The organism is Mesorhizobium sp. M0802, assembly GCF_040320115.1.
In the GTDB taxonomy this organism is placed as follows: domain Bacteria; phylum Pseudomonadota; class Alphaproteobacteria; order Rhizobiales; family Rhizobiaceae; genus Mesorhizobium.
Window position 1 is genome coordinate 63,853 of record NZ_JAMYOY010000002.1, and the last position, 18,971, is coordinate 82,823.

Genomic DNA, 18,971 nt, shown 5'->3' on the forward strand with positions numbered 1-18,971 from the left:
ATGTGTACCACTCATGAAATCTAGGTAAATTCGACCGACATATCTGGTTAACCATCCCGGCCGCGTCACTCAGCCAGCTGCGGCAGGTTCCTGAACAGCTCCAGCGCCTCTGGATTGGCCAACGCTTCCTTGTTCTTGATGGCGCGGCCATGCACCACGTCGCGCACTGCAAGCTCGGTGATCTTGCCCGATTTGGTGCGCGGAATGTCGCTGACGGCGACGATCCTTGCCGGCACGTGGCGCGGGCTGGCGCCGCTGCGGATCTTGGAACGAATGCGCTTTTCCAGATCCTCGTCCAGCGTCACGCCGGCGGCCAGCCGCACGAACAGCACGACGCGGACGTCATTGTCGAAATCCTGACCGATGCACAGCGCCTCAAGGATCTCCGGCATCTGTTCGACCTGATTGTAGATCTCCGCCGTGCCGATGCGCACACCGCCCGGATTGAGCGTCGCGTCGGAACGGCCGTGGATGATCATGCCGCCATGCGCGGTCCATTCGGCGAAGTCGCCGTGGCACCAGACATTGTCGAAGCGCTCGAAATAGGCGGCCTGGTATTTCTTGCCCTCAGGATCGTTCCAGAAGCCGATCGGCATCGACGGGAACGCTTTTGTGCAGACCAGCTCACCCTTTTGCTCGCGGATCGGCTTGCCGTCATCGTCCCATACATCGACGGCAAGGCCGAGGCCGGGACCCTGGATCTCGCCGGTCCAGACCGGTTGCGTCGGTACGCCGAGCACGAAACAGGAGACGATGTCGGTGCCGCCGGAAACCGAGGCGAGATGTACGTCCTTCTTGATGCCGTCATAGACGAAGCGGAAATCCTCCGGCGACAACGGTGAGCCGGTCGAGGAAATCGCCCGCACACTCGACAGATCATGGCTGCGGATAGGCTTGAGCCCGGCCTTGCGCACGGAACCGATGAATTTGGCTGAGGTGCCGAAAAAGGTCATCTTCTCGGCATCGGCGAAGCTGAACAGCACATTGCCGTCGGGGTGGAAGGGTGAGCCGTCATAGAGCAGCAGCGTGGCGCCCGAGGCCAGGCCCGACACCAGCCAGTTCCACATCATCCAGCCGCAGGTGGTGAAGTAGAAGAAGCGGTCGCCTTCGACGAGCCCGGCATGCAGCCGGTGTTCCTTGACGTGCTGGACCAGCGTGCCGCCGGCCGAATGGACGATGCATTTGGGAATGCCGGTGGTACCTGACGAAAACAGGATGTAGAGCGGATGCGCAAACGGCAGCCGCTCGAACGTGACCGCTTTGGCGGCAAAGGGTGACAGCGCCTCTTCGAGCGCCATGGCCTTATCGATGACCGCGGCGATGTCACGCGACGTACCGAGATAGTCGACGATCAGGACCTTGGCTACTGTTTCGAGCTTCGCTGCAACGGCAGCGATCTTGTCGGCGACCTCGATTGCCTTGCCATTGTACCAATAGCCATCCGGCGCAATGAATATGACCGGCTCGATCTGGCCGAAACGGTCGAGCACGCCCTGCTCGCCGAAATCGGGGGAACAGGACGACCAGACCGCGCCGATGGAGGCGGCCGCCAGCATGGCGGCGACGGTTTCCGGCATGTTGGGCATCATCGCCGCGATGCGGTCGCCCTTTTTCACCTTGAGCGACAGGAAAAGCTGCTGAAAGCGCGAGGTCAGCTGGTGCAGTTCGCTCCACGACAGCCGCCGCTCGATCTTGTCCTCGCCGCGAAAGACAATCGCGTCGCCGGAACCGGTCTTCTTCAGCAGGTTCTCGCCGAAGTTCAGCGTCGCATCGGGAAAGAACGATGCGCCGGGCATCTTGTCGCCATCGACGAGCACGGTCTCGCCCGCATCGGTCCCTTTGTCGCCGACAATGCCGCAAAAGTCCCACAGCAGGCTCCAGAAGCCTTCGCGATCCTCGACCGACCAGCGGTGCAGTTCGGCGTAGGAGGCTAAGGATGTGCCGCTTTTGGCCGCTGCTGCCTTCATGAACGCGGTCAGTGGTGCTGCGTCGATCTGGTCTTGCGTCGGGGTCCAGAGCGGTGCTTCGGCAGCCATTATCGATCCTCCTTGAAGCCCGTCGCGTCGCAAGATAGATATGCTTTTGTTTTGATGCACGTCGTTGTCCCGGAACCGCTGCACTCTCCGGGCGACATGCACTAGCCTCAGCTTTACAGGCGCGCTGTCCCAAAAACGCCGCGCCTCGTAGCAGGCTGAAGCTGCATCGCTTATGCCTACCACCGTGCGGCAGAGCAAGATTTTGTTCCGCTAAACTCGGCGATGTGTGCGCAATTGCCATCGCCGGGCCATAAAGACTTGAAATGCCTCAGCCCTAAGTCGTAGTGACGACTGGAAGGCGTGGTGACAACTGGCGGTTACACCCGTCAGGCGATTTTTATCGGAATGAAAGCAACCGGGGCAATATGCCATCACCTTTGATCCGGCGCGGAATATGGGCGATCGGCGTTGCCGTGCTCGTCATCGCGCTGGTCGTCGCCGCTCTGCCGCTGATTGCCTCGACCCGGATCGTGCGCGATCGCATTGCCTGGGAGATGAGCGCGTGGAGCGGATTCAGGGTCACCATCGCCGGTTCGCCGCGCATCGAGGTGTGGCCGAAGTTCCGCGCCATATTGAGCGACGTCACGCTGTCGCAGTGGACCGAGACCGACGCGCCGCCGGTGATCGAGGCCGAACGGGTCGAGGTCGACCTTTCGGCCATGGCGGCGCTGCAGGGCGATGTGGTGTTTTCGACGGCGCGGCTGGTGCGGCCGACGATCCGGGTCCAGCGCGCCGCAAACGGCATATTCCTGCCCGCCATACCAACGGGCGGACGCATCACCCGCTCCATCGACACGGCGCGCGGCGTGGTCAACGCCGATCCGACGAAGCCGGATCTGAGCAAGCTGCCCGCCGATCCGTTCGGCACCGTGGAATTCAGGGACGGCCGCATGGTCGCCTCCGTCGGCGGCAAGGACGTCGAATTGCTGACCAGCCTGTCCGGCCAGGCGAGCTGGGCAGCGATGAACAGCAACGCGACCTTGTCGGCGACCGGAATCTGGCGCGGCGAGAGCGTCACCGTCGATGCCGCCTCGCCCAAGCCGCTGGTGCTGTTTGCCGGCGGCGCCGCACCGGTCACGTTTTCGTTCAAGGCAGCGCCGGCCAGCTTCTCGTTCGACGGCACGGCCAGCATGTCGCAAAACGCCTATTTCGATGGCCAGGCGAAATTCGCCGCGCCCTCGCTGCGGCGCGTGCTGGAATGGTCGCAGGCCGGCATTGCTCCTGGTACGGCGATCGGTTCGGTCTCGATTTCGAGCAAGATCACGGCGACCGCCGGCCGCGTCAAATTCGAAAACACCGCGGTGACGCTCGACAACAACCCGGGAATGGGGGCGCTGGATTTTTCGTTCGGCGACGCCTTGCCGGTGATATCAGGCACACTCGCCTTCGATACGCTCGACCTCAGGTCGCTGTTTTCGGCCTTCACGCCGCTGGCGCCGACCGGCGAGACCGGTCCCGGCGAAATCGACACCAGCTTCGCCGACCGGATCAATCTCGATCTGAGGCTGTCAGCGGCACATGCCTCGGCCGGCGCAATCCAGCTTGCCGACGTCGCCGCTACGGCGCAGGTGAAGAACGGGCTTGCCGTCTTCGATATCTCCGATGCGTCGGCCTTTGGCGGCAACGTGCAAAGTAGCCTGCGTTTCGACCGCAAACCGGAGGGCTCGCAGGTCGAGATCCGGCTGCTCGCCTCCGACATTGACGGCGCCGCTTTCGGCACCGCGGCCGGAATGACGCGGCTGGTGCCGGCCAGCACCGGCACTGTCTCGGTCATTCTCAAAGGGCCGGGCAAATCCTGGGACTCGATCTTCGAGAACGCGGACGGCTCGGTCTCTGCGACGTTCGGGCCGGGCGCGCTGAGCGGGCTCAATTTGCCGGCATTTCTGAAGCACACGGAACAGGGCGGCTTCTTCGCGCTCGACGACGTCTCGGACGGGACACTGCCGATGGACGGCGCCGAGCTCAAGGCCACCATCTCGAAGGGTGTGGCAAGGCTGGACAAGGCCGAGGCCAATTCGGCGAAATACAAGGTCTGGCTGTCCGGCATCGCCTCTTACGGCGGACGCGGGCTGGCGCTTTCGGGGGGTGTCACCCAGGCCGACCCGGCAGCGGCACCGGTCAATGGCCAGCAGGGATCCAACCAGTCGTCATTCTTCGTCGGCGGCACCTGGAGCACGCCGTTCATCTCGCCGATCAGCCGCGGCGTCTCAGGCGAATAGGCGGACCCTTACCGGGACCGCCCTATCCCTCGTTTGACGCAATCAACCGCGCTGCGCGGCCTGTTCGTCGAGCTGGCGCTGCACCTCACGCCGCTTGTTGGCGACCGAAGCGATGATGACGCCTACCGCCACGACGGCGATCAGGATGGTGCAGGCGGCGTTGATTTCCGGCGTCACGCCGAGACGCACCTGGCTGTAGATCTTCATCGGCAGCGTGGTGGCGCCAGGCCCGGAGGTGAAGGAGGCGATCACCAGATCGTCAAGCGACAAGGTGAAGGCCAACATCCAGCCGGAGACGATGGCCGGCATGATCACCGGCAGCGTGATCTGAAAGAAGGTCTTTACCGGCGTTGCGCCGAGGTCCAAGGCAGCTTCTTCCAGCGAACGATCGAACGAAACCAGGCGCGACTGCACGACGACAGCCACGAAGCACATGGTCAAGGTGATGTGAGCAAGCGTCACGGTCAGGAAGCCACGGTCGAGACCGACGGCAACGAACAGCAGCAACAGCGACAGGCCGGTGATGACTTCCGGCATGACCAGCGGCGCAAACACCATGCCGGAAAACAGGATGCGGCCGCGGAAGCGGGTGTAGCGGGTCAAGGTCAGTGCCGCCAGCGTGCCGAGCACGGTTGCCACAGTGGCGGAGATGACAGCCACACGCGCGGTCACCCAGGTGGCATCCATCAGCCCCTGATTGTGGAACAGCGAGGCATACCATTTGGTCGAGAAGCCGCCCCAGACGGTGACCAGCTTCGACTCGTTGAAGGAGAAGACGATGAGCAGCACGATCGGCAGATAGAGAAAGGCAAAGCCCAGCACGACCGAGGTGACGTTGAAGCGGCTCCAGGTGGCGTTCATTTGTCCTGCTCCTGGGCGCGTGCCTGGGCCTGCTGGAAGAGCATGATCGGCACGATCAGGAGCAGCAGCAGGATGACGGCGACGGCCGACGACACCGGCCAGTCACGGTTGGCGAAGAATTCATTCCACAAGGTCTTGCCGATCATCAGCGTCTGCGAGCCGCCGAGCAGATCGGGAATGACGAACTCGCCAACCGCTGGAATGAACACCAGCAGGCAGCCGGCGATGACCCCGGGCAGCGACAGCGGGAACGTGATCTTCCAGAAGGCTGATGTCGGCGGACAGCCGAGATCCTTTGCCGCCTCGATCAGCGAGTAATCCATCTTTTCCAGCGACGAATAGAGCGGCAGCACCATGAATGGCAGGTAGGAATAGACGATGCCGATGAAGATCGCCGTGTAAGTGTTGAGGATGATCAGTGGCTGATTGATGATGTGCAGCGACAACAGCAGCTGATTGAGCAGACCCTCGGGCTTGAGGATGCCGATCCAGGCATAGACGCGGATCAGGAACGACGTCCAGAACGGCAGGATAACCAGCATCAGCAAGGTCGGACGGATCGTCGCCGGCGCGCGGGCCATGCCGTAGGCGATCGGGAAGCCGACGAGCAAGGTCAGGATCGTCGAGACAGCAGCGATGATAACACTGGTCACGTAGGCTTTGAAGTAAAGCGCGTCCTGCGTTAGCCAGACATAATTGTCGACGCTGAGTTCGCGGAAGCGGACAAAGAACCCGGACATGCCGTCCCTGAAATCGAGCGCCGGCGTGTAGGGCGGCATGGCGATCGCCGACTGCGACAGCGAAATCTTGAAGACGATGATGAACGGGATGAAGAAGAAGAACAGCAGCCAGAGATAAGGCACGATGATGACGAGCCGGCTGACAAAGCCGGCACCGAGCCGCATCAGGAACGGTTTGGCCGCGGCCGATGGACCGGCGTCGGTGAGTGCAATGTTGGACATGGCCGCCCCCTACCGTGTCAGCACGACGCCGGCATCCGGCCGGAAGGAGACCCAGGCGCGGTCGTTCCAGGTCAGCGGGTCCTCGGTGACTCGCGCCGCGTTGAGCGCGCTTGCCCTGATGATCTGCCCGTCATCCAGCCGGATGTGGTAGACGGTCATGTCGCCGAGATAGGCAACGTCGTAGACCTCGCCCTCAAGCGCATTGACGGCGTCGGCCGGTTTCGTCGAGGACACCTTGATCTTCTCCGGCCTGATGGCGAAGACGATGTCGGAACCGGCCTTTGTATCGGTGCTGTTTTCGACGACGATCTGGGCCCCTGTCGCGCCGGTGATGCGCGTGGTGTTTGCCGCACGCTCGGCGACCTTGCCCTCGAACATGTTCACATTGCCGACGAAGTGGGCAACGAAGCGCGAACTGGGGGCTTCATAGACTTCCGCCGGCGTCGCCACCTGCATCACCTCGCCCTTGTCGATGATGGCGATGCGGTCGGCCATGGTCATCGCCTCTTCCTGGTCGTGGGTGACGACGACGAAAGTGAGCCCGAGATTTTGCTGCAGGTCCATCAGCTCGAACTGCGTTTCCTCGCGCAGCTTCTTGTCGAGCGCCCCGAGCGGTTCGTCGAGCAGCAGCACTTTCGGCCGCTTGGCGACCGAGCGGGCGAGTGCGACGCGTTGGCGCTGCCCGCCGGAGAGCTGGTGCGGCTTGCGCTTGGCGAACTGCTCGAGCTTGACCAGCTTCAGCATCTCGGCGACGCGCTTTTCGATATCCGGTCCCGGCATGCCTTCCTGCTTGAGGCCGAAGGCAATGTTCTTTTCCACGCTCATATGCGGGAACAGCGCATAGGACTGGAACATCATGTTGACCGGGCGGCGATAGGGCGGGATGCCGCGCAAATCCTGGCCGTCGAGAAGGATACGGCCGGCGGTCGGCTCCTCAAAGCCGGCAAGCATCCTGAGCAAAGTCGACTTTCCGCAACCGGACGCGCCGAGCAGGGCGAAGAACTCGCGCTCGAAAATGGTCAGCGATAGATTGTTGACGGCTGTGAAGTCACCGAACTTCTTGGTGACGTTCTCGAACTGAATGTATGGCTTGGCATTCGGATCAGTCCAAGGCGCAAAATCCCTGCGGATGCTGCCAAGCGATTTCATGTCCCACTCCGTCCTGTTTTTTTGCTTCTTGCCCCAGAGAAGAATGGTCCCGGCAGATGACTGCCGGGACCAGTCGCGTTGCTTACTGGCCGGTGACGATCTTGGTCCAGCTGCGCGTGATCAGGCGCTGGGTCTTGGGATCGTAGGGCTGGACCGTATAGAGTTTCTTCAGGGTCTCGGCGTCCGGATAGACCGCCGGATCATCCAGCAGCGCCTTGTCGACGAACTGCTGCGAAGCCTTGTTGCCGTTGGCATACAGCACATAGTTGGACGACTTGGCGATCACTTCCGGCTTCATCATATAGTTGAGAAATTCGAGTGCCTCGGCGGCATGCGGCGCATCGGCGGGAATCGCCATCTGGTCGAACCACATCTGGGCGCCTTCCTTGGGCACGGAATAGCCGATCTCGACGCCTTGCTTGGCCTCGACCGCGCGGTTGCGTGCCTGGAAGACGTCACCCGACCAGCCGACCGCCAGGCAGATGTCGCCGTTGGCGAGCGCGTTGATGTATTCGGACGAATGGAATTTGCGGATATACGGCCGCACCTTCAGCAACGTCTCCTCGGCCTTTGCGATGTCGTCAGGTGAGGTGCTGTTCGGATCGAGGCCGAGATATTTGAGCGCCGCTGGGATGATGTCGGCCGGCGAGTCCAGCACATAGACGCCGCAATCCTTCAGCTTGGCCAGGCTGTCGGGATTGAAGAAAATATCCCAGCTGTCGATCTTGTCGGTGCCGAGTGCAGCCTGCACCTTCTTGATGTTGTAGCCGATGCCGACCGTGCCCCACATGTAGTTGATCGAATATTCGTTGCCCGGATCGTATTTGGCGGTGCGCTCCGAAACCGTGTCCCACATGTTGGAAATGTTGGGCAGCTTCGACTTGTCGAGCTTCTGGAACACGCCGGCCTGGATCTGGCGGGCCAGGAAGTTGCCGCTGGGCACGACGACGTCATAGCCGCTGCCGCCGGCAAGCAGCTTGGTTTCGAGGATTTCATTGGAATCGAAGGTGTCGTAGACGACCTTGATGCCGGTCTCCTTGGTGAAGTCGTCAATGATCGAACTGTCGATGTAATCCGACCAGTTGAAGACGTTGACGACGCGATCCTCGGCATGGCCGCCGACGGCGAAAAGCGTCAGAAATGCCGAGGTTGCCGAAAGCCAGAGCGCTTTGCGGATCATGCTGTTCTCCTTTGATGAGTGTTCCTTCGCCAAGTCGTCGCTGTTCGAGCGCGATTGGGCATTTGCTTCAGAGTATTGAGCTTTCCGGGCAGCCACAAGCATGAACTGCCGGCGCCATCCGGGCGGTTCGACGAGCGGCAGATGATGGCTCTGTGTGCCCGCATGGCGGGCGCGCTGACGCCGTCAGAGGCTTTCGCCGTGGCGCGGGCAGGGATACGACGCTGTGGTCCGGTCTTGGTCCGACCGGCGGGGACACTTGGCAAGATAAGCCTGTCTTGTTGTTGCCGTGCCCCCAGCCTGCCCGTGCCGCAGCAAGGTTGTCAATGGCCCGCGCGGGGAAGCTCGGTCAATAGGGCGTGCGGCTTCGCAAATTGGGGAAAGACGGGCGTAATTAGGGAAGACGGGCTCAACCAAGGGAAAGGCGGGTCAATTAGGGGATGGCAGGCCGGTGGTCCCCGGCCGTGCAGGTCTCGCCTGGCGCTTGAATTCAAGCGCGATATGGACGAGCAGCGCGGCGACCACCACCGCGCCGCCGATGATGGTGCGCACCGAGGGCACCTCGCCATGAACGAGCCAGACCCAGATCGGTCCGAGGATCGGCTCGAACGTGCCGAGGAGTGCTGCGATCGCCGCCGGAACCAGCCTCGCGCCGGTGGCGAAGAAGGCAAGGCCCAGGCCGAGATTGATGACGCCGAAGGCAAACAGGAAAGCCATGTCGTGGGCCGACGTGGCAAACTGCGTGGCTTGCGATGCGGCGAAAGCCGCTGCCAGCATCGTGCCGAGGCACGTCGCCGGCGTCATGCGCACATGGGCGAAGCGCCGGGTGATGACGGTGGCAATCGAGAACATGACGGCGATCAGCAGCGACAGCCCGTCGCCGATGGGCGATACGGCGCCGTCGAGCGATTCCGACACCATGATGGCGACGCCGGCGATGACGGCGGCGATCGCCACCCAGGTCGCGATGGCGACGCGTTCGCGAAACAGCACCCAGGCAAGCAATGCCGCCAGCAGCGGCACACCGGCCTGCATCAACAGGATATTGGCAACGGTGGTGTAGGCGAGCGCGACAACGAAGCACGTCGACGCCGTGGCGAAACAGACGGCCACGGCAAGGCCGGGCAGGCCCATGTCGCGAAACAGCCGCAACATGCCGCGCCAGCCGTCGCGCCAGGCCATGAAGCAAATCAGGAACACAGCCGCCCACAGCGAGCGCCAGAACACCACCGTCCAACTGTCAGCGGTGTCGATGAAGCGGGCGATGGTGCCGCCAAAGCTCCACATCAGCGCCGACAGGAACACCAGCAGGAAGCCGACCCGCTCTTCGCGCGGCGAGACGATCGGCGGTGCGGCGATTGGAGAAGATGCGGTATCGGTCATGGGGTGCGACTGTCGGCTATCTCGGGGCGGCATGATGCACAATGGACGACAGAAACGTGCCGCATTCGCCTAGCGCATAGGCTACCGCCGGACGTGATCCAGCCCGGCATTCCCTTTGGCGCACCGCCAACCGGCAGCCATACGGGCAAACTCCGCCGTTTCTAGGACGTGCCCTTGTTGCCGCGGATAAAGCGCCAAAGACCGGCCAACGGTACCAGCAGCAGAATGCCGAACTTTTTCAGGGCGATGAGCGCGACCGCAATCAGGCCGGCCTTTGCCGCGAGTTTTCCGGCGATGAGGCCGCCAATGCCAACCGCGGCGACCGTGTCGGTGCCTGGCAGAAATTCGGTGTATTTCTTGCCGGTGTTGAAGTCCGCCACACTCAGCACTTCGTCCAGGCTCTGCTTGATCTCCGGCAATTGTTCGACCGTAGCGATGTAGCTCATCACGAAGACGCCTTCCCGGCCGAGGAAACGGACGTCGTAATTGAGCGTGTGGACGGTATCGTCTCCGAACTGCAGTTCCTTGGCCCAGTGCAGCCGCTTGTGGACGAAATCATAGACCGGCGGCGAGGCCCAGCCGATTAGCTTGATCGGGGGAAAGCCGTCCTTTACCCGCTGATCGTTGGCCGACAATGTGTCCGCCTGCATGCTGCTCAGCAGTTCGGTGTAGTCGATGGATGCGGCGTCGGCGTCATCGACATGGCCGATCTTTTCATAGCGCAATTCGATGCCCCAACCGTTGCCGGCGATGGGCTCGTACTTGGCCGGGAAGATCATGCCGATTGCTTCGGACGCGGTATCAGGCGGATTGCCCCAGGCCTCGGTCAGGACGGACGTCGCGTCCTTCTTGCCCAGAAAATAGAACTTGTCCTTGAGATCGAGATGGATGCCTTCGGGAAGGTCGACCGCGCCGGTCTTTGGATCGATCTTGTCCAGGAATGCCTTGCCGTCGTCACTATACTGCTGATAGTCCTTGAAGAATTCCGAGGATTTTTCTGCCAGAACAGGCCCCGCCAAAAGGGCAAGCGCCACGCCAAGCCACAAAGCTTTCCTGTTCATAAGCCGTCCCCCCTTGGCTGCCCTGCAGCTCACCTTCGATAGCGCAGCGCGGATGCTTAATCAATATTTGGTCGGCGATGGTTCGGGCCGCGCTCTATTGCTTAGCGCAAACAGCTGCAGTCTTCCGCGACCTCCAGCCCGAGAAGCATCACTGGAAATCGAAGGCGCTCAGGCCCGTCACCATCTCGTCGAGGCCCAGCGGACGGGTCACCGGCGGCTCGGCGCGGGCGAGGCAGCCGATGCGTTCGCACAGCCGGCAAGCGGGACCGATCGGCGTGGCGGCGCCCTGTCCGGCCTTTGCCGGCAGCCCGGCGCCATAGACGATCTCGTCGCGAAAGCCGATATCGCAGCCCAACAGCAGCGCGGTGCGGCGCGGACGCTCGGAGAACGAACCCTGCGGCCCTTCGAGCGTGCGTGCGATGCAGAGGAACTCGGCGCCGTCGGGCATTTCCACCGCCTCCACCAGGATTTGGCCAGGCGAAGCGAAAGCGGCATGGACCGGCAGTTTCGGGCAGCCGCCGCCAAAGCGGCTTTGCGGAAAGCCCTGGCCGCCGGCCTTGCGGAAGCGGTTGCCGGCATTGTCGACCTCGAGCATGAAGAACGGGACCCCGGACAAGCCAGGACGCTGCAGCATGGTCAGGCGGTTCGCCGCCTGTTCGAAGGAGACGCCGAAACGCGAGCGCAGCACATCGATATCGTAACGAGCCCGCACGGCGGCGGCATGAAAGGCCTGATAGGGCATCATCAAGGCATTGGCGGCGTAGCGGCCGAACTCGAAGCGGGCGAGCCGGCGGGCTTCGTCCGTACCGAGCTTCAGCGCCTGAATTTCGCCGGCGATCGCGACCGTCATGCGGATCAGGCAGGCCTCCATGGCGACTTCGCGCAACTGGTCGAACGGCGACAGCCGCTCCGATAGAAAAAGACGCTGCGAATGACGGTCATAACGGCGGCGCCAGTTCGGCATGGTGGCGACCGGCAGCACTTTAACGACAATGCCATACTCGCGCTTCAGCCACGCCTTCAGCGCGCCGAACAGATCGTCGCCGGGGTCGAGCACCGAGGTGAAGGCCTCGGCCTCTTCCTCCAGTGCTGCAAAATGGTTCGGCCGGCGCTCGAAAATCTCGTGCACTTCGTCGATCGGCAGCCGCGCACCGGACAGCGCCGTGGCGCGGCCCTCGCGCGCCAGAAGCTCGTTGAGATCGGACAGCCGCTCGGCCTGCTCGCGGTAAGCGCGAAACAGTTTTATCATCGCAGCCGATGCGTTGGGGGCTGCCTCGGCCAGTTCGATCAGTTCCTGGTCGCCCGGCAGCTCACCGGCAAGCAGCGGGTCGCCGAACACTTCCTTCAAGGCCGAGATCGACCCTCTCGCCTCACCCTGCAATTCATGCGGGTCGACCTTGTAGACAGAGGCCAGCTTCAGGATCAGTTGCACCGTCAGCGGCCGCTGGTTGCGCTCGATCAGGTTGAGATAGGACGGCGAGATGCCGAGCCCCTCGGCCATCGCCGTCTGGGTCAGGCCTCTGGCGATGCGGATGCGGCGGATGCGCGGCCCGGCGAATATCTTCTGGTCGGCCATCGGCTTTCCTTGACAGGAAATTTACACGACTTGCGAGCGATGAACGGCGCACCATCTTTTACAATCATGACAGTTTTACAGCGATAAGCAGTCAAACACAACACAGGTTTTCTCTTATTTTCTACCGGAAATAGCGGTTTCCCTCGCTCTCGTCGCGGCGCAATGTAAATGATGTCACACACAGACGACGCACACTATCCCAGGGCGCGGCGTTTCAAGACACTGGCATCGATTGATCTGGAGTGACCAATGACTGATTTTTACAATCTTGTCCCATCCGCACCCGAAGGCCGCTTCGACAGCATCGAACGACCCTATTCGCCGGACGATGTGAAGCGGCTGCGCGGGTCGGTCCAGATACGCCAGAGTCTTGCCGAAATGGGCGCCAACCGGCTGTGGAAGCTCATCCACGAGGAAGACTTCGTCAATGCACTCGGCGCCATGTCGGGCAACCAGGCGATGCAGCAGGTGCGTGCCGGGCTGAAGGCAATCTATCTCTCGGGCTGGCAGGTAGCCGCCGACGCCAACACCGCGTCGGCCATGTATCCGGACCAGTCGCTCTATCCCGCCAATGCGGCGCCCGAACTGGTCAAGCGCATCAACCGCACGCTGCAGCGCGCCGATCAGATCGAGACCTCGGAAGGCAACGGCCTGTCGGTCGACACCTGGTTCGCGCCGATCGTCGCCGATGCCGAGGCCGGCTTCGGCGGACCGCTCAACGCCTTCGAGATCATGAAGGCGTTCATCGAGGCCGGCGCTGCCGGCGTCCACTATGAGGACCAGCTGGCCTCTGAGAAGAAGTGCGGCCATCTCGGCGGCAAAGTGCTGATCCCGACCGCCGCGCATATCCGCAACCTCAACGCGGCGCGTCTGGCGGCCGACGTAATGGGCACGCCGACGCTAGTCGTGGCACGCACCGATGCGGAAGCGGCAAAGCTTCTGACCTCCGACATTGACGAGCGCGACCAGCCTTTCGTCGACTACGATGCCGGCCGCACGGTTGAAGGCTTCTACCAGGTCAGGAACGGCATCGAACCGTGCATCGCGCGCGCCGTTGCCTATGCGCCGCATGCCGACCTGATCTGGTGCGAAACATCCAAGCCCGATCTGGCGCAGGCCAAGAAATTCGCCGAAGGCGTGCGCAGGCATCATCCGGGCAAGCTGCTCGCCTATAATTGCTCGCCGTCGTTCAACTGGAAGAAGAACCTCGACGACGCGACGATCGCCAAGTTCCAGCGCGAGCTCGGCGCCATGGGCTACAAGTTCCAGTTCATCACGTTGGCCGGGTTCCACCAGCTCAACTTCGGCATGTTCGAGCTGGCCCGCGGCTACAAGGCGCGGCAGATGGCCGCCTATTCCGAGCTGCAGGAAGCCGAGTTCGCGGCCGAAGTCCACGGCTACACCGCGACCAGGCACCAGCGCGAGGTCGGCACCGGCTATTTCGACGCCGTCTCAATGGCGATCAGCGGCGGCCAGTCCTCGACCGCCGCCATGCATGAATCGACTGAGCACGCCCAGTTCAAGCCGGCAGCGGAATGAACCGATCGACATAACCAACAGAGGAAACGCCCGAAGGGCAAGGGAGAAGAAAATGGCATCCATAAGCCGCGTCAAGGAACGTGCAGAAGAGCAGTCCACCACGATGAGTGTCGACCAACAGGCGACCATCCGCATGCTGGCCAACGACCTGCACCGGCTCAATCAATCGGTGATGAAGGCAGTCGAGGCCGGCGTCTCGGTGGAACTGGTGCGCTCGGCCCGGCATCATGGCGGCGACGGCAATTGGGGCGACCTGCTGATCCCGGTGATCGTCACGCAGAAGAGTCACGGCTGATCTTCCCTTACGGAAGCTTTGTGCTTGTGGAACCTATGGGCCCCGTCGCTCACTGGCCGATTTCAAGGTCACCCGCGGGTTTTCAGCGCGGGTGACTTTCGCTTTTGAGCGTAAACTTAACTACAGTTCGAAAACAGACCTTGTCTCCGAGGTTTAATATTTCCGGCTATATTTCGCAGGGCCGTCATTTCAGCTTGACATGGCGGGCGATCTCACGCCAATTGGCTCTCGGATTTCAACCCTGCATTGAAGCAGCGCCGAGTGCCCGCCCCGCCCATGTGCCCTGTGAACCGCGAGACCGACACCGCCAAACATCTGAATTCGTCAAGCAGGGACGCGAACTCCGAGATATCAACGGATTTCTCCCACGTGCTGGTCGTTGGAAAATCGCCGATCAACCGGGTGGTGGTGTCGAAGATCGTCGAGAAGTCCGGACTGAAGCCGATCTCCGAGTCGCCCGAAATGGCGGCCAAGACATTGCGAACCCTCATTCCGGGCGCCGTTGTTCTCGATGGCGGCCCCGACAACGAGGACTGCCGCGCGCTGATGGCGGCCATCGACGCCTTGCGGCGGACATCTGGGCGGTCGCTCCCCAAGGTGATCCTGCTTTCAACCAAGACCGGCACGCCCGACAGCCTGGGCCTGTCGAGCGTGGTCGATGTGGTGGTAACCAAGCCGATCACCACCGAAAGGCTGCAGCCGGTGGTCGACCGGCTGATCAGCCTCGGGCGCGGCTGATCGCAATCCGCCCGAACACGTGCGGGGCGGTCAGCCTTCCTTGCCGATGCTCTCGATCAAAGCCGGCAGTTCGCCCAGATCGACAATCTGGCGGAAGCGCGGTGCTGCCACCGGCGGTTCGACATGTTCGAGCACCCAGGTCAGTTCGTGCGGGACGTAGACGCCCCAACTCCCGGCCTCGATGGCCGGCACCACGTCCGACTTGAGCGAATTGCCGACCATCATGCTGTCCTGCGGGCTGCCGTGGCGGCCAAAGATCCTGGCATAGGTGGCGGCGCTCTTGTCGCTGACGATCTCGACGGCATCGAACAGGTCGCCAAGGCCGGACGCCGCCAGCTTGCGCTCCTGGTCGAACAGATCGCCCTTGGTGATCAGCACCAGGTGATAGGCGCCGGCGAGCTTTTCGACTGTCTCGCGCGCATGCGGCAGCGCCTCGACAGGATGGCCGAGCATGTCGCGGCCGGCGGCAAGGATTTCGGCGATGGTCGAGGCCGGCACGCGGCCTTCGGTCACTTGGATGGCCGTCTCGACCATCGACAAGGTAAAGCCCTTGATGCCGAAGCCGTAGACGGCAAGGTTGCGCTTCTCGGCCTCCAGCAGCCGTGCCGAGATGTGCTCGGCCTCGCCATGGTCGGCGAGCAGGGTTGCAAAATGCTTCTCGGTCAGGCGGAAGAACTGTTCGTTCTGCCATAGGGTATCGTCGGCGTCGAAGCCGATCGTTGTCAATTTGCCTGGCATACGGTGTCTTCTGCTGCTCGATCTGCGGGAGGTTGACCCTAATCTGCGTGGCGCGATTTTCAACCAGGAAGGCGAAGACAGGCAGTTCCCCTTCCCTTCCATCGCCGGCAGCAGCTATACTGTGAAAATTGCAACCCAAACTGGTGAATGATGCCGCCTGCGAAAAAGGAAGTCCGTCCGTCGACCCGCGGAGGACGCGTCCGAACGCCTGCCTTCGTGAAAAATCAACGCGGCGTGAAGAACTGGAAGGAAGTCAGCGCCTGGCTGGAATGGCGCGGCATCGAAGACATAGAATGCATCACGCCTGATCAGGCTGGCGTCGCGCGCGGCAAGATGATGCCGTCGAAGAAATTCACTTCCAACACCTCGCTGGCGCTGCCATCGGCAGTGTTCATGACGACGATTTCGGGCGGCTATCCCGAGGATGGCAACGGTTTCCACTATCCGGAGGATGATGGCGACCTAAAGCTGATGCCGGATCTGTCGACGTTGACCGTCGTGCCGTGGGAAGAAGACCCGACGGCCGCCGTCATCTGCGACCTCGTCCATCAGGATGGCCGTTCGGTCGAGTTCACGCCGCGCAACGTCCTGAAGCGCGTGGTAGCAGCCTATGACAAGCGCGGGCTGAAGCCGGTGGTGGCGCCCGAGATCGAATTCTACCTGGTGCGCAAGAACCCCGACCCGGATTACCCATTGACGCCACCAGTCGGGCGTTCCGGGCGGCCAATCGGCGGCGGAGCCGGCTATTCGATCGCCGGCGTCAACGAGTTCGACGAACTGATCGACGACATCTACCATTTCTCCGAAAGCCAGGGCCTGGAGATCGACACGCTGATCCACGAGGAAGGCGCCGGCCAGCTCGAGATCAATCTGCGTCACGGCGATCCGGTCGAGCTCGCCGACCAGGTGTTCATGTTCAAACGCACCATTCGCGAGGCAGCGCTGAAGCATGAGATCTATGCCACCTTCATGGCCAAGCCGATCCAGGGCCAGCCAGGTTCTGCCATGCACATCCACCAGTCGATCATCGACAAGAAGACCGGGCTGAACATCTTTTCGGCGAAGGACGGCTCGGAAACCGACGACTTCTTCCATTTCATCGGCGGCATGCAGAAGCATGTGCCGAACGCACTGGTGATGTTTGCTCCCTACGTCAATTCCTACCGCCGGCTGACGCAGTCGGCCTCGGCGCCGGTCAACAACAAATGGGGCTATGACAATCGCACCACGGCGTTCCGCGTGCCGCGCTCGGATCCGGCGGCGCGGCGTGTCGAAAACCGCATCCCGTCTTCCGACGCCAACCCCTATCTGGCGCTGGCGGCCTCACTTGCCTGCGGGCTGATCGGCATCACCAACAAGATCAAGGCCGAGCCTCCGGTGCTGACCACCGCAAACGCCGATGAGATCGACCTGCCGCGCGGCCTGCTCGAAGCCGTCGATCTTTTCGAAGGCGACGAGGAACTATGCGCTCTTCTGGGCAAGTCCTTCGCCGCAACCTATGCAGCGATCAAGCGGGCGGAGTTCGAGACCTTCATGGAAGTGATCAGCCCGTGGGAGCGGGAGTATCTGTTGCTCAACGTGTGAGCGGCGACTTCGTCGTGTGAATGGTGAATAGTGAATGGTGAGTAGTTTCATATTGGATGGATGAGCGCAGACGTCGTGCGTCTCGCAGCCATTCACCATTCACCATTGGCTGGTGTCCCCATGCCTTACCAATCACCTATCTCCCCCGGTCGCTCCTGGTACGAAGACACAGCCGGACCACGCCCTGAGTACCCTGCCCTGGAGGGCGACCGCAGCTGCGACGTCGTCGTCGTCGGCGGTGGCTTCACCGGGCTGTCGGCGGCCGCTCATTTGGCGAAGGCGGGAGCCGACGTCGTTCTGATCGAGGCGCATCGCTTCGGCGACGGCGCTTCAGGGCGCAATGGCGGCCAGCTCGGCACGGGCCAGCGCGCCTGGGCCGAAGAGATGGAGGCCGAATACGGCTTCTCCCGCGCCAAGGCGCTGTTCGACCTTGCCGAGGAGGCGAAAGCGCACCTGCTCGAATTCGCCGCCGTTAACCAGATCGACATCGACTATATGCCCGGCCAGTTGTCCGTGGCGCACAAGCCGCGTTATCTCGACGACTACAAGGCGCATGCCGAGATCATGGCCGGCCGCTTCAATTATCCGCACACCGCCTTCATGGATGCCAGGGAAACGGCCGAACGGCTGGGCTCCACACGCTACTTCGGCGGCACCCGCGACACCGGCACCGGACACATCCACCCGATGAAGCTGGTGATCGGCACGGCAAAGGTCGCGGCAGCGGCCGGCGCGCACCTGTTCGAGCAGACACTATCGACCGGTGTTACCTCCAGCGGCGGCAAGGTCAGGGTGACGACTTCGAGAGGCACCATCACCGCCCAGAAATGCCTGATCGGTGTAAATGCCTATGGCGGCACGCTCGAGCCGGTGAGTGCCGCGCACATCTTGCCCATCGGTTCCTTCATCGGCGCGACGGTGCCGCTGGGCGTCGATTCGAAAGTGCTGCCGGGCGGCGAGGCGGTCGACGATTCGCGTTTCGTCGTGCGTTATTTCCGCAAATCCAGGGATGGAAGGCTGCTGTTCGGCGGGCGCGAGGTCTATGGCGTCAACAATCCGAAGGACATCCATGTCCATATCCGCCGGCAGATAGCCGAGCTTTATCCGGAGCTGAGCGATGTCAAGATCACCCATGGCTGGGGCGGCTATGTCGGCATCACCATGCCCAGGAAACCCTTCGTGCGCGAGGTGATGCCCAATGTGATCTCGGCCGGAGGCTATTCCGGCCACGGCGTGATGCTGTCGAACTTCTTCGGCAAGCTCTATGCCCAGGCCGTCGCGGGCAACCGCGACAGACTGAAGCTGATCGAGGACCTGAACATCCCGGCTTTTCCAGGTGGCCGGCGCTTTAGAACGCCATTATTGTTCCTCGCACTGAACTGGTTTGCCCTGAGGGACCGAATATAGGGAAAGTATCTCATATCAGCCGGGGCTGGTACTGAGCTGATTCTATTGAGCTGTTGGTTGCCGCAGCGAGACGTTGCAGAATCCTTAACAAGAGCGCACAATTCCCCTGAGGGCGCACTGATGCCACAATCAAGGGCAAAGGATGCCGGTTCTGGGCGATTGACGGGGATTTCTGCGGGCCTGCCCGCTTTGTTGTTGGGACCGATGCCGATCGAATGCCGGGCTGCCGGCGCCGATCGAAAGAAC

At 62.1% G+C, this 18,971-nt stretch carries 15 protein-coding genes; 6 read left to right on the top strand and 9 right to left on the bottom strand.

Going from position 1 to position 18,971, the window contains the following annotated elements; translation table 11 throughout:
• Positions 1–65: 65 nt before the first annotated feature.
• Positions 66–2,036, bottom strand: coding sequence for an acetoacetate--CoA ligase (locus NKI10_RS03600; RefSeq protein ID WP_352858721.1), 1,971 nt, complete (start codon positions 2,034–2,036; stop codon positions 66–68).
• A 365-nt stretch (positions 2,037–2,401) separates the two neighbouring features.
• On the opposite strand from NKI10_RS03600, the gene NKI10_RS03605 reads away from it, so the two are divergent.
• On the top strand, positions 2,402–4,255 hold the full coding sequence (locus tag NKI10_RS03605; protein ID WP_023681868.1) for an AsmA family protein: 1,854 nt from the start codon (positions 2,402–2,404) through the stop codon (positions 4,253–4,255).
• A 42-nt stretch (positions 4,256–4,297) separates the two neighbouring features.
• Here the strand turns inward: NKI10_RS03605 and NKI10_RS03610 are convergent, their stop codons facing one another.
• From NKI10_RS03610 to NKI10_RS03640, 7 genes are all read right to left on the bottom strand, one after another.
• Entirely contained in the window at positions 4,298–5,116 is an 819-nt protein-coding gene (locus tag NKI10_RS03610; protein WP_023815098.1) for an ABC transporter permease, read from the bottom strand.
• Positions 5,113–6,078, bottom strand: a complete 966-nt coding sequence (locus tag NKI10_RS03615; protein ID WP_027049422.1) for an ABC transporter permease subunit — start codon at positions 6,076–6,078, stop codon at positions 5,113–5,115. The genes NKI10_RS03610 and NKI10_RS03615 overlap by 4 nt, the downstream gene beginning before the upstream one ends.
• Before the next feature lie 9 nt (positions 6,079–6,087).
• Positions 6,088–7,227, bottom strand: a complete 1,140-nt coding sequence (locus tag NKI10_RS03620) for an ABC transporter ATP-binding protein (RefSeq protein WP_352858723.1) — start codon at positions 7,225–7,227, stop codon at positions 6,088–6,090.
• Positions 7,228–7,309: 82 nt separating this feature from the next.
• On the bottom strand, positions 7,310–8,407 hold the full coding sequence (locus tag NKI10_RS03625; protein WP_023689323.1) for a polyamine ABC transporter substrate-binding protein: 1,098 nt from the start codon (positions 8,405–8,407) through the stop codon (positions 7,310–7,312).
• Positions 8,408–8,833: 426 nt separating this feature from the next.
• Positions 8,834–9,787 carry a DMT family transporter gene (locus tag NKI10_RS03630; protein WP_352858725.1) on the bottom strand — a complete coding sequence of 318 codons (954 nt, stop codon included), beginning with the start codon at positions 9,785–9,787 and terminating at the stop codon, positions 8,834–8,836.
• A gap of 161 nt (positions 9,788–9,948) precedes the next feature.
• Complete coding sequence (locus NKI10_RS03635) at positions 9,949–10,848, bottom strand: DUF2167 domain-containing protein (protein ID WP_352858728.1); 900 nt, start codon at positions 10,846–10,848, stop codon at positions 9,949–9,951.
• A 148-nt stretch (positions 10,849–10,996) separates the two neighbouring features.
• Positions 10,997–12,424, bottom strand: a complete 1,428-nt coding sequence (locus NKI10_RS03640; RefSeq protein WP_352858729.1) for a helix-turn-helix domain-containing protein — start codon at positions 12,422–12,424, stop codon at positions 10,997–10,999.
• 249 nt (positions 12,425–12,673) lie between these two features.
• Between NKI10_RS03640 and aceA the strand changes: the two genes are divergently transcribed.
• The 3 genes from aceA (at position 12,674) to NKI10_RS03655 (ending at position 14,996) form a co-directional block, all read left to right on the top strand.
• On the top strand, positions 12,674–13,963 hold the full coding sequence (aceA, locus tag NKI10_RS03645; protein WP_352858731.1) for an isocitrate lyase: 1,290 nt from the start codon (positions 12,674–12,676) through the stop codon (positions 13,961–13,963).
• 52 nt (positions 13,964–14,015) lie between these two features.
• The gene (locus NKI10_RS03650; protein WP_023669318.1) at positions 14,016–14,258 is read left to right on the top strand and encodes an SMc00767 family acetate metabolism repressor; all 243 of its coding nucleotides are present in this window, start codon (positions 14,016–14,018) and stop codon (positions 14,256–14,258) included.
• Between the two features lie 276 nt (positions 14,259–14,534).
• A complete protein-coding gene (locus NKI10_RS03655; RefSeq protein ID WP_023669317.1) occupies positions 14,535–14,996 on the top strand; it encodes a response regulator in 462 nt (153 codons plus the stop codon).
• Positions 14,997–15,026: 30 nt separating this feature from the next.
• On the opposite strand, the gene NKI10_RS03660 is transcribed toward NKI10_RS03655, so the two are convergent.
• Complete coding sequence (locus tag NKI10_RS03660; RefSeq protein WP_352858732.1) at positions 15,027–15,734, bottom strand: HAD family hydrolase; 708 nt, start codon at positions 15,732–15,734, stop codon at positions 15,027–15,029.
• Positions 15,735–15,881: 147 nt separating this feature from the next.
• Between NKI10_RS03660 and NKI10_RS03665 the strand changes: the two genes are divergently transcribed.
• Both NKI10_RS03665 and NKI10_RS03670 read left to right on the top strand, forming a co-directional pair.
• Entirely contained in the window at positions 15,882–17,318 is a 1,437-nt protein-coding gene (locus NKI10_RS03665) for a glutamine synthetase family protein (RefSeq protein WP_023681878.1), read from the top strand.
• Between the two features lie 120 nt (positions 17,319–17,438).
• Complete coding sequence (locus tag NKI10_RS03670; protein ID WP_352858734.1) at positions 17,439–18,725, top strand: NAD(P)/FAD-dependent oxidoreductase; 1,287 nt, start codon at positions 17,439–17,441, stop codon at positions 18,723–18,725.
• Positions 18,726–18,971 lie beyond the last annotated feature (246 nt).

Coding starts and splice junctions, on each gene's coding strand:
- NKI10_RS03660 (WP_352858732.1), bottom strand. CDS start 15,734: ATGCCAGGCAAATTGACAACGATCGGCTTCGACGCCGACGATACCCTA.
- NKI10_RS03620 (WP_352858723.1), bottom strand. CDS start 7,227: ATGAAATCGCTTGGCAGCATCCGCAGGGATTTTGCGCCTTGGACTGAT.
- NKI10_RS03640 (WP_352858729.1), bottom strand. CDS start 12,424: ATGGCCGACCAGAAGATATTCGCCGGGCCGCGCATCCGCCGCATCCGC.
- NKI10_RS03665 (WP_023681878.1), top strand. CDS start 15,882: ATGATGCCGCCTGCGAAAAAGGAAGTCCGTCCGTCGACCCGCGGAGGA.
- NKI10_RS03605 (WP_023681868.1), top strand. CDS start 2,402: ATGCCATCACCTTTGATCCGGCGCGGAATATGGGCGATCGGCGTTGCC.
- NKI10_RS03630 (WP_352858725.1), bottom strand. CDS start 9,787: ATGACCGATACCGCATCTTCTCCAATCGCCGCACCGCCGATCGTCTCG.
- NKI10_RS03670 (WP_352858734.1), top strand. CDS start 17,439: ATGCCTTACCAATCACCTATCTCCCCCGGTCGCTCCTGGTACGAAGAC.
- NKI10_RS03655 (WP_023669317.1), top strand. CDS start 14,535: ATGTGCCCTGTGAACCGCGAGACCGACACCGCCAAACATCTGAATTCG.
- NKI10_RS03615 (WP_027049422.1), bottom strand. CDS start 6,078: ATGTCCAACATTGCACTCACCGACGCCGGTCCATCGGCCGCGGCCAAA.
- aceA (WP_352858731.1), top strand. CDS start 12,674: ATGACTGATTTTTACAATCTTGTCCCATCCGCACCCGAAGGCCGCTTC.
- NKI10_RS03610 (WP_023815098.1), bottom strand. CDS start 5,116: ATGAACGCCACCTGGAGCCGCTTCAACGTCACCTCGGTCGTGCTGGGC.
- NKI10_RS03650 (WP_023669318.1), top strand. CDS start 14,016: ATGGCATCCATAAGCCGCGTCAAGGAACGTGCAGAAGAGCAGTCCACC.
- NKI10_RS03635 (WP_352858728.1), bottom strand. CDS start 10,848: ATGAACAGGAAAGCTTTGTGGCTTGGCGTGGCGCTTGCCCTTTTGGCG.
- NKI10_RS03600 (WP_352858721.1), bottom strand. CDS start 2,036: ATGGCTGCCGAAGCACCGCTCTGGACCCCGACGCAAGACCAGATCGAC.
- NKI10_RS03625 (WP_023689323.1), bottom strand. CDS start 8,407: ATGATCCGCAAAGCGCTCTGGCTTTCGGCAACCTCGGCATTTCTGACG.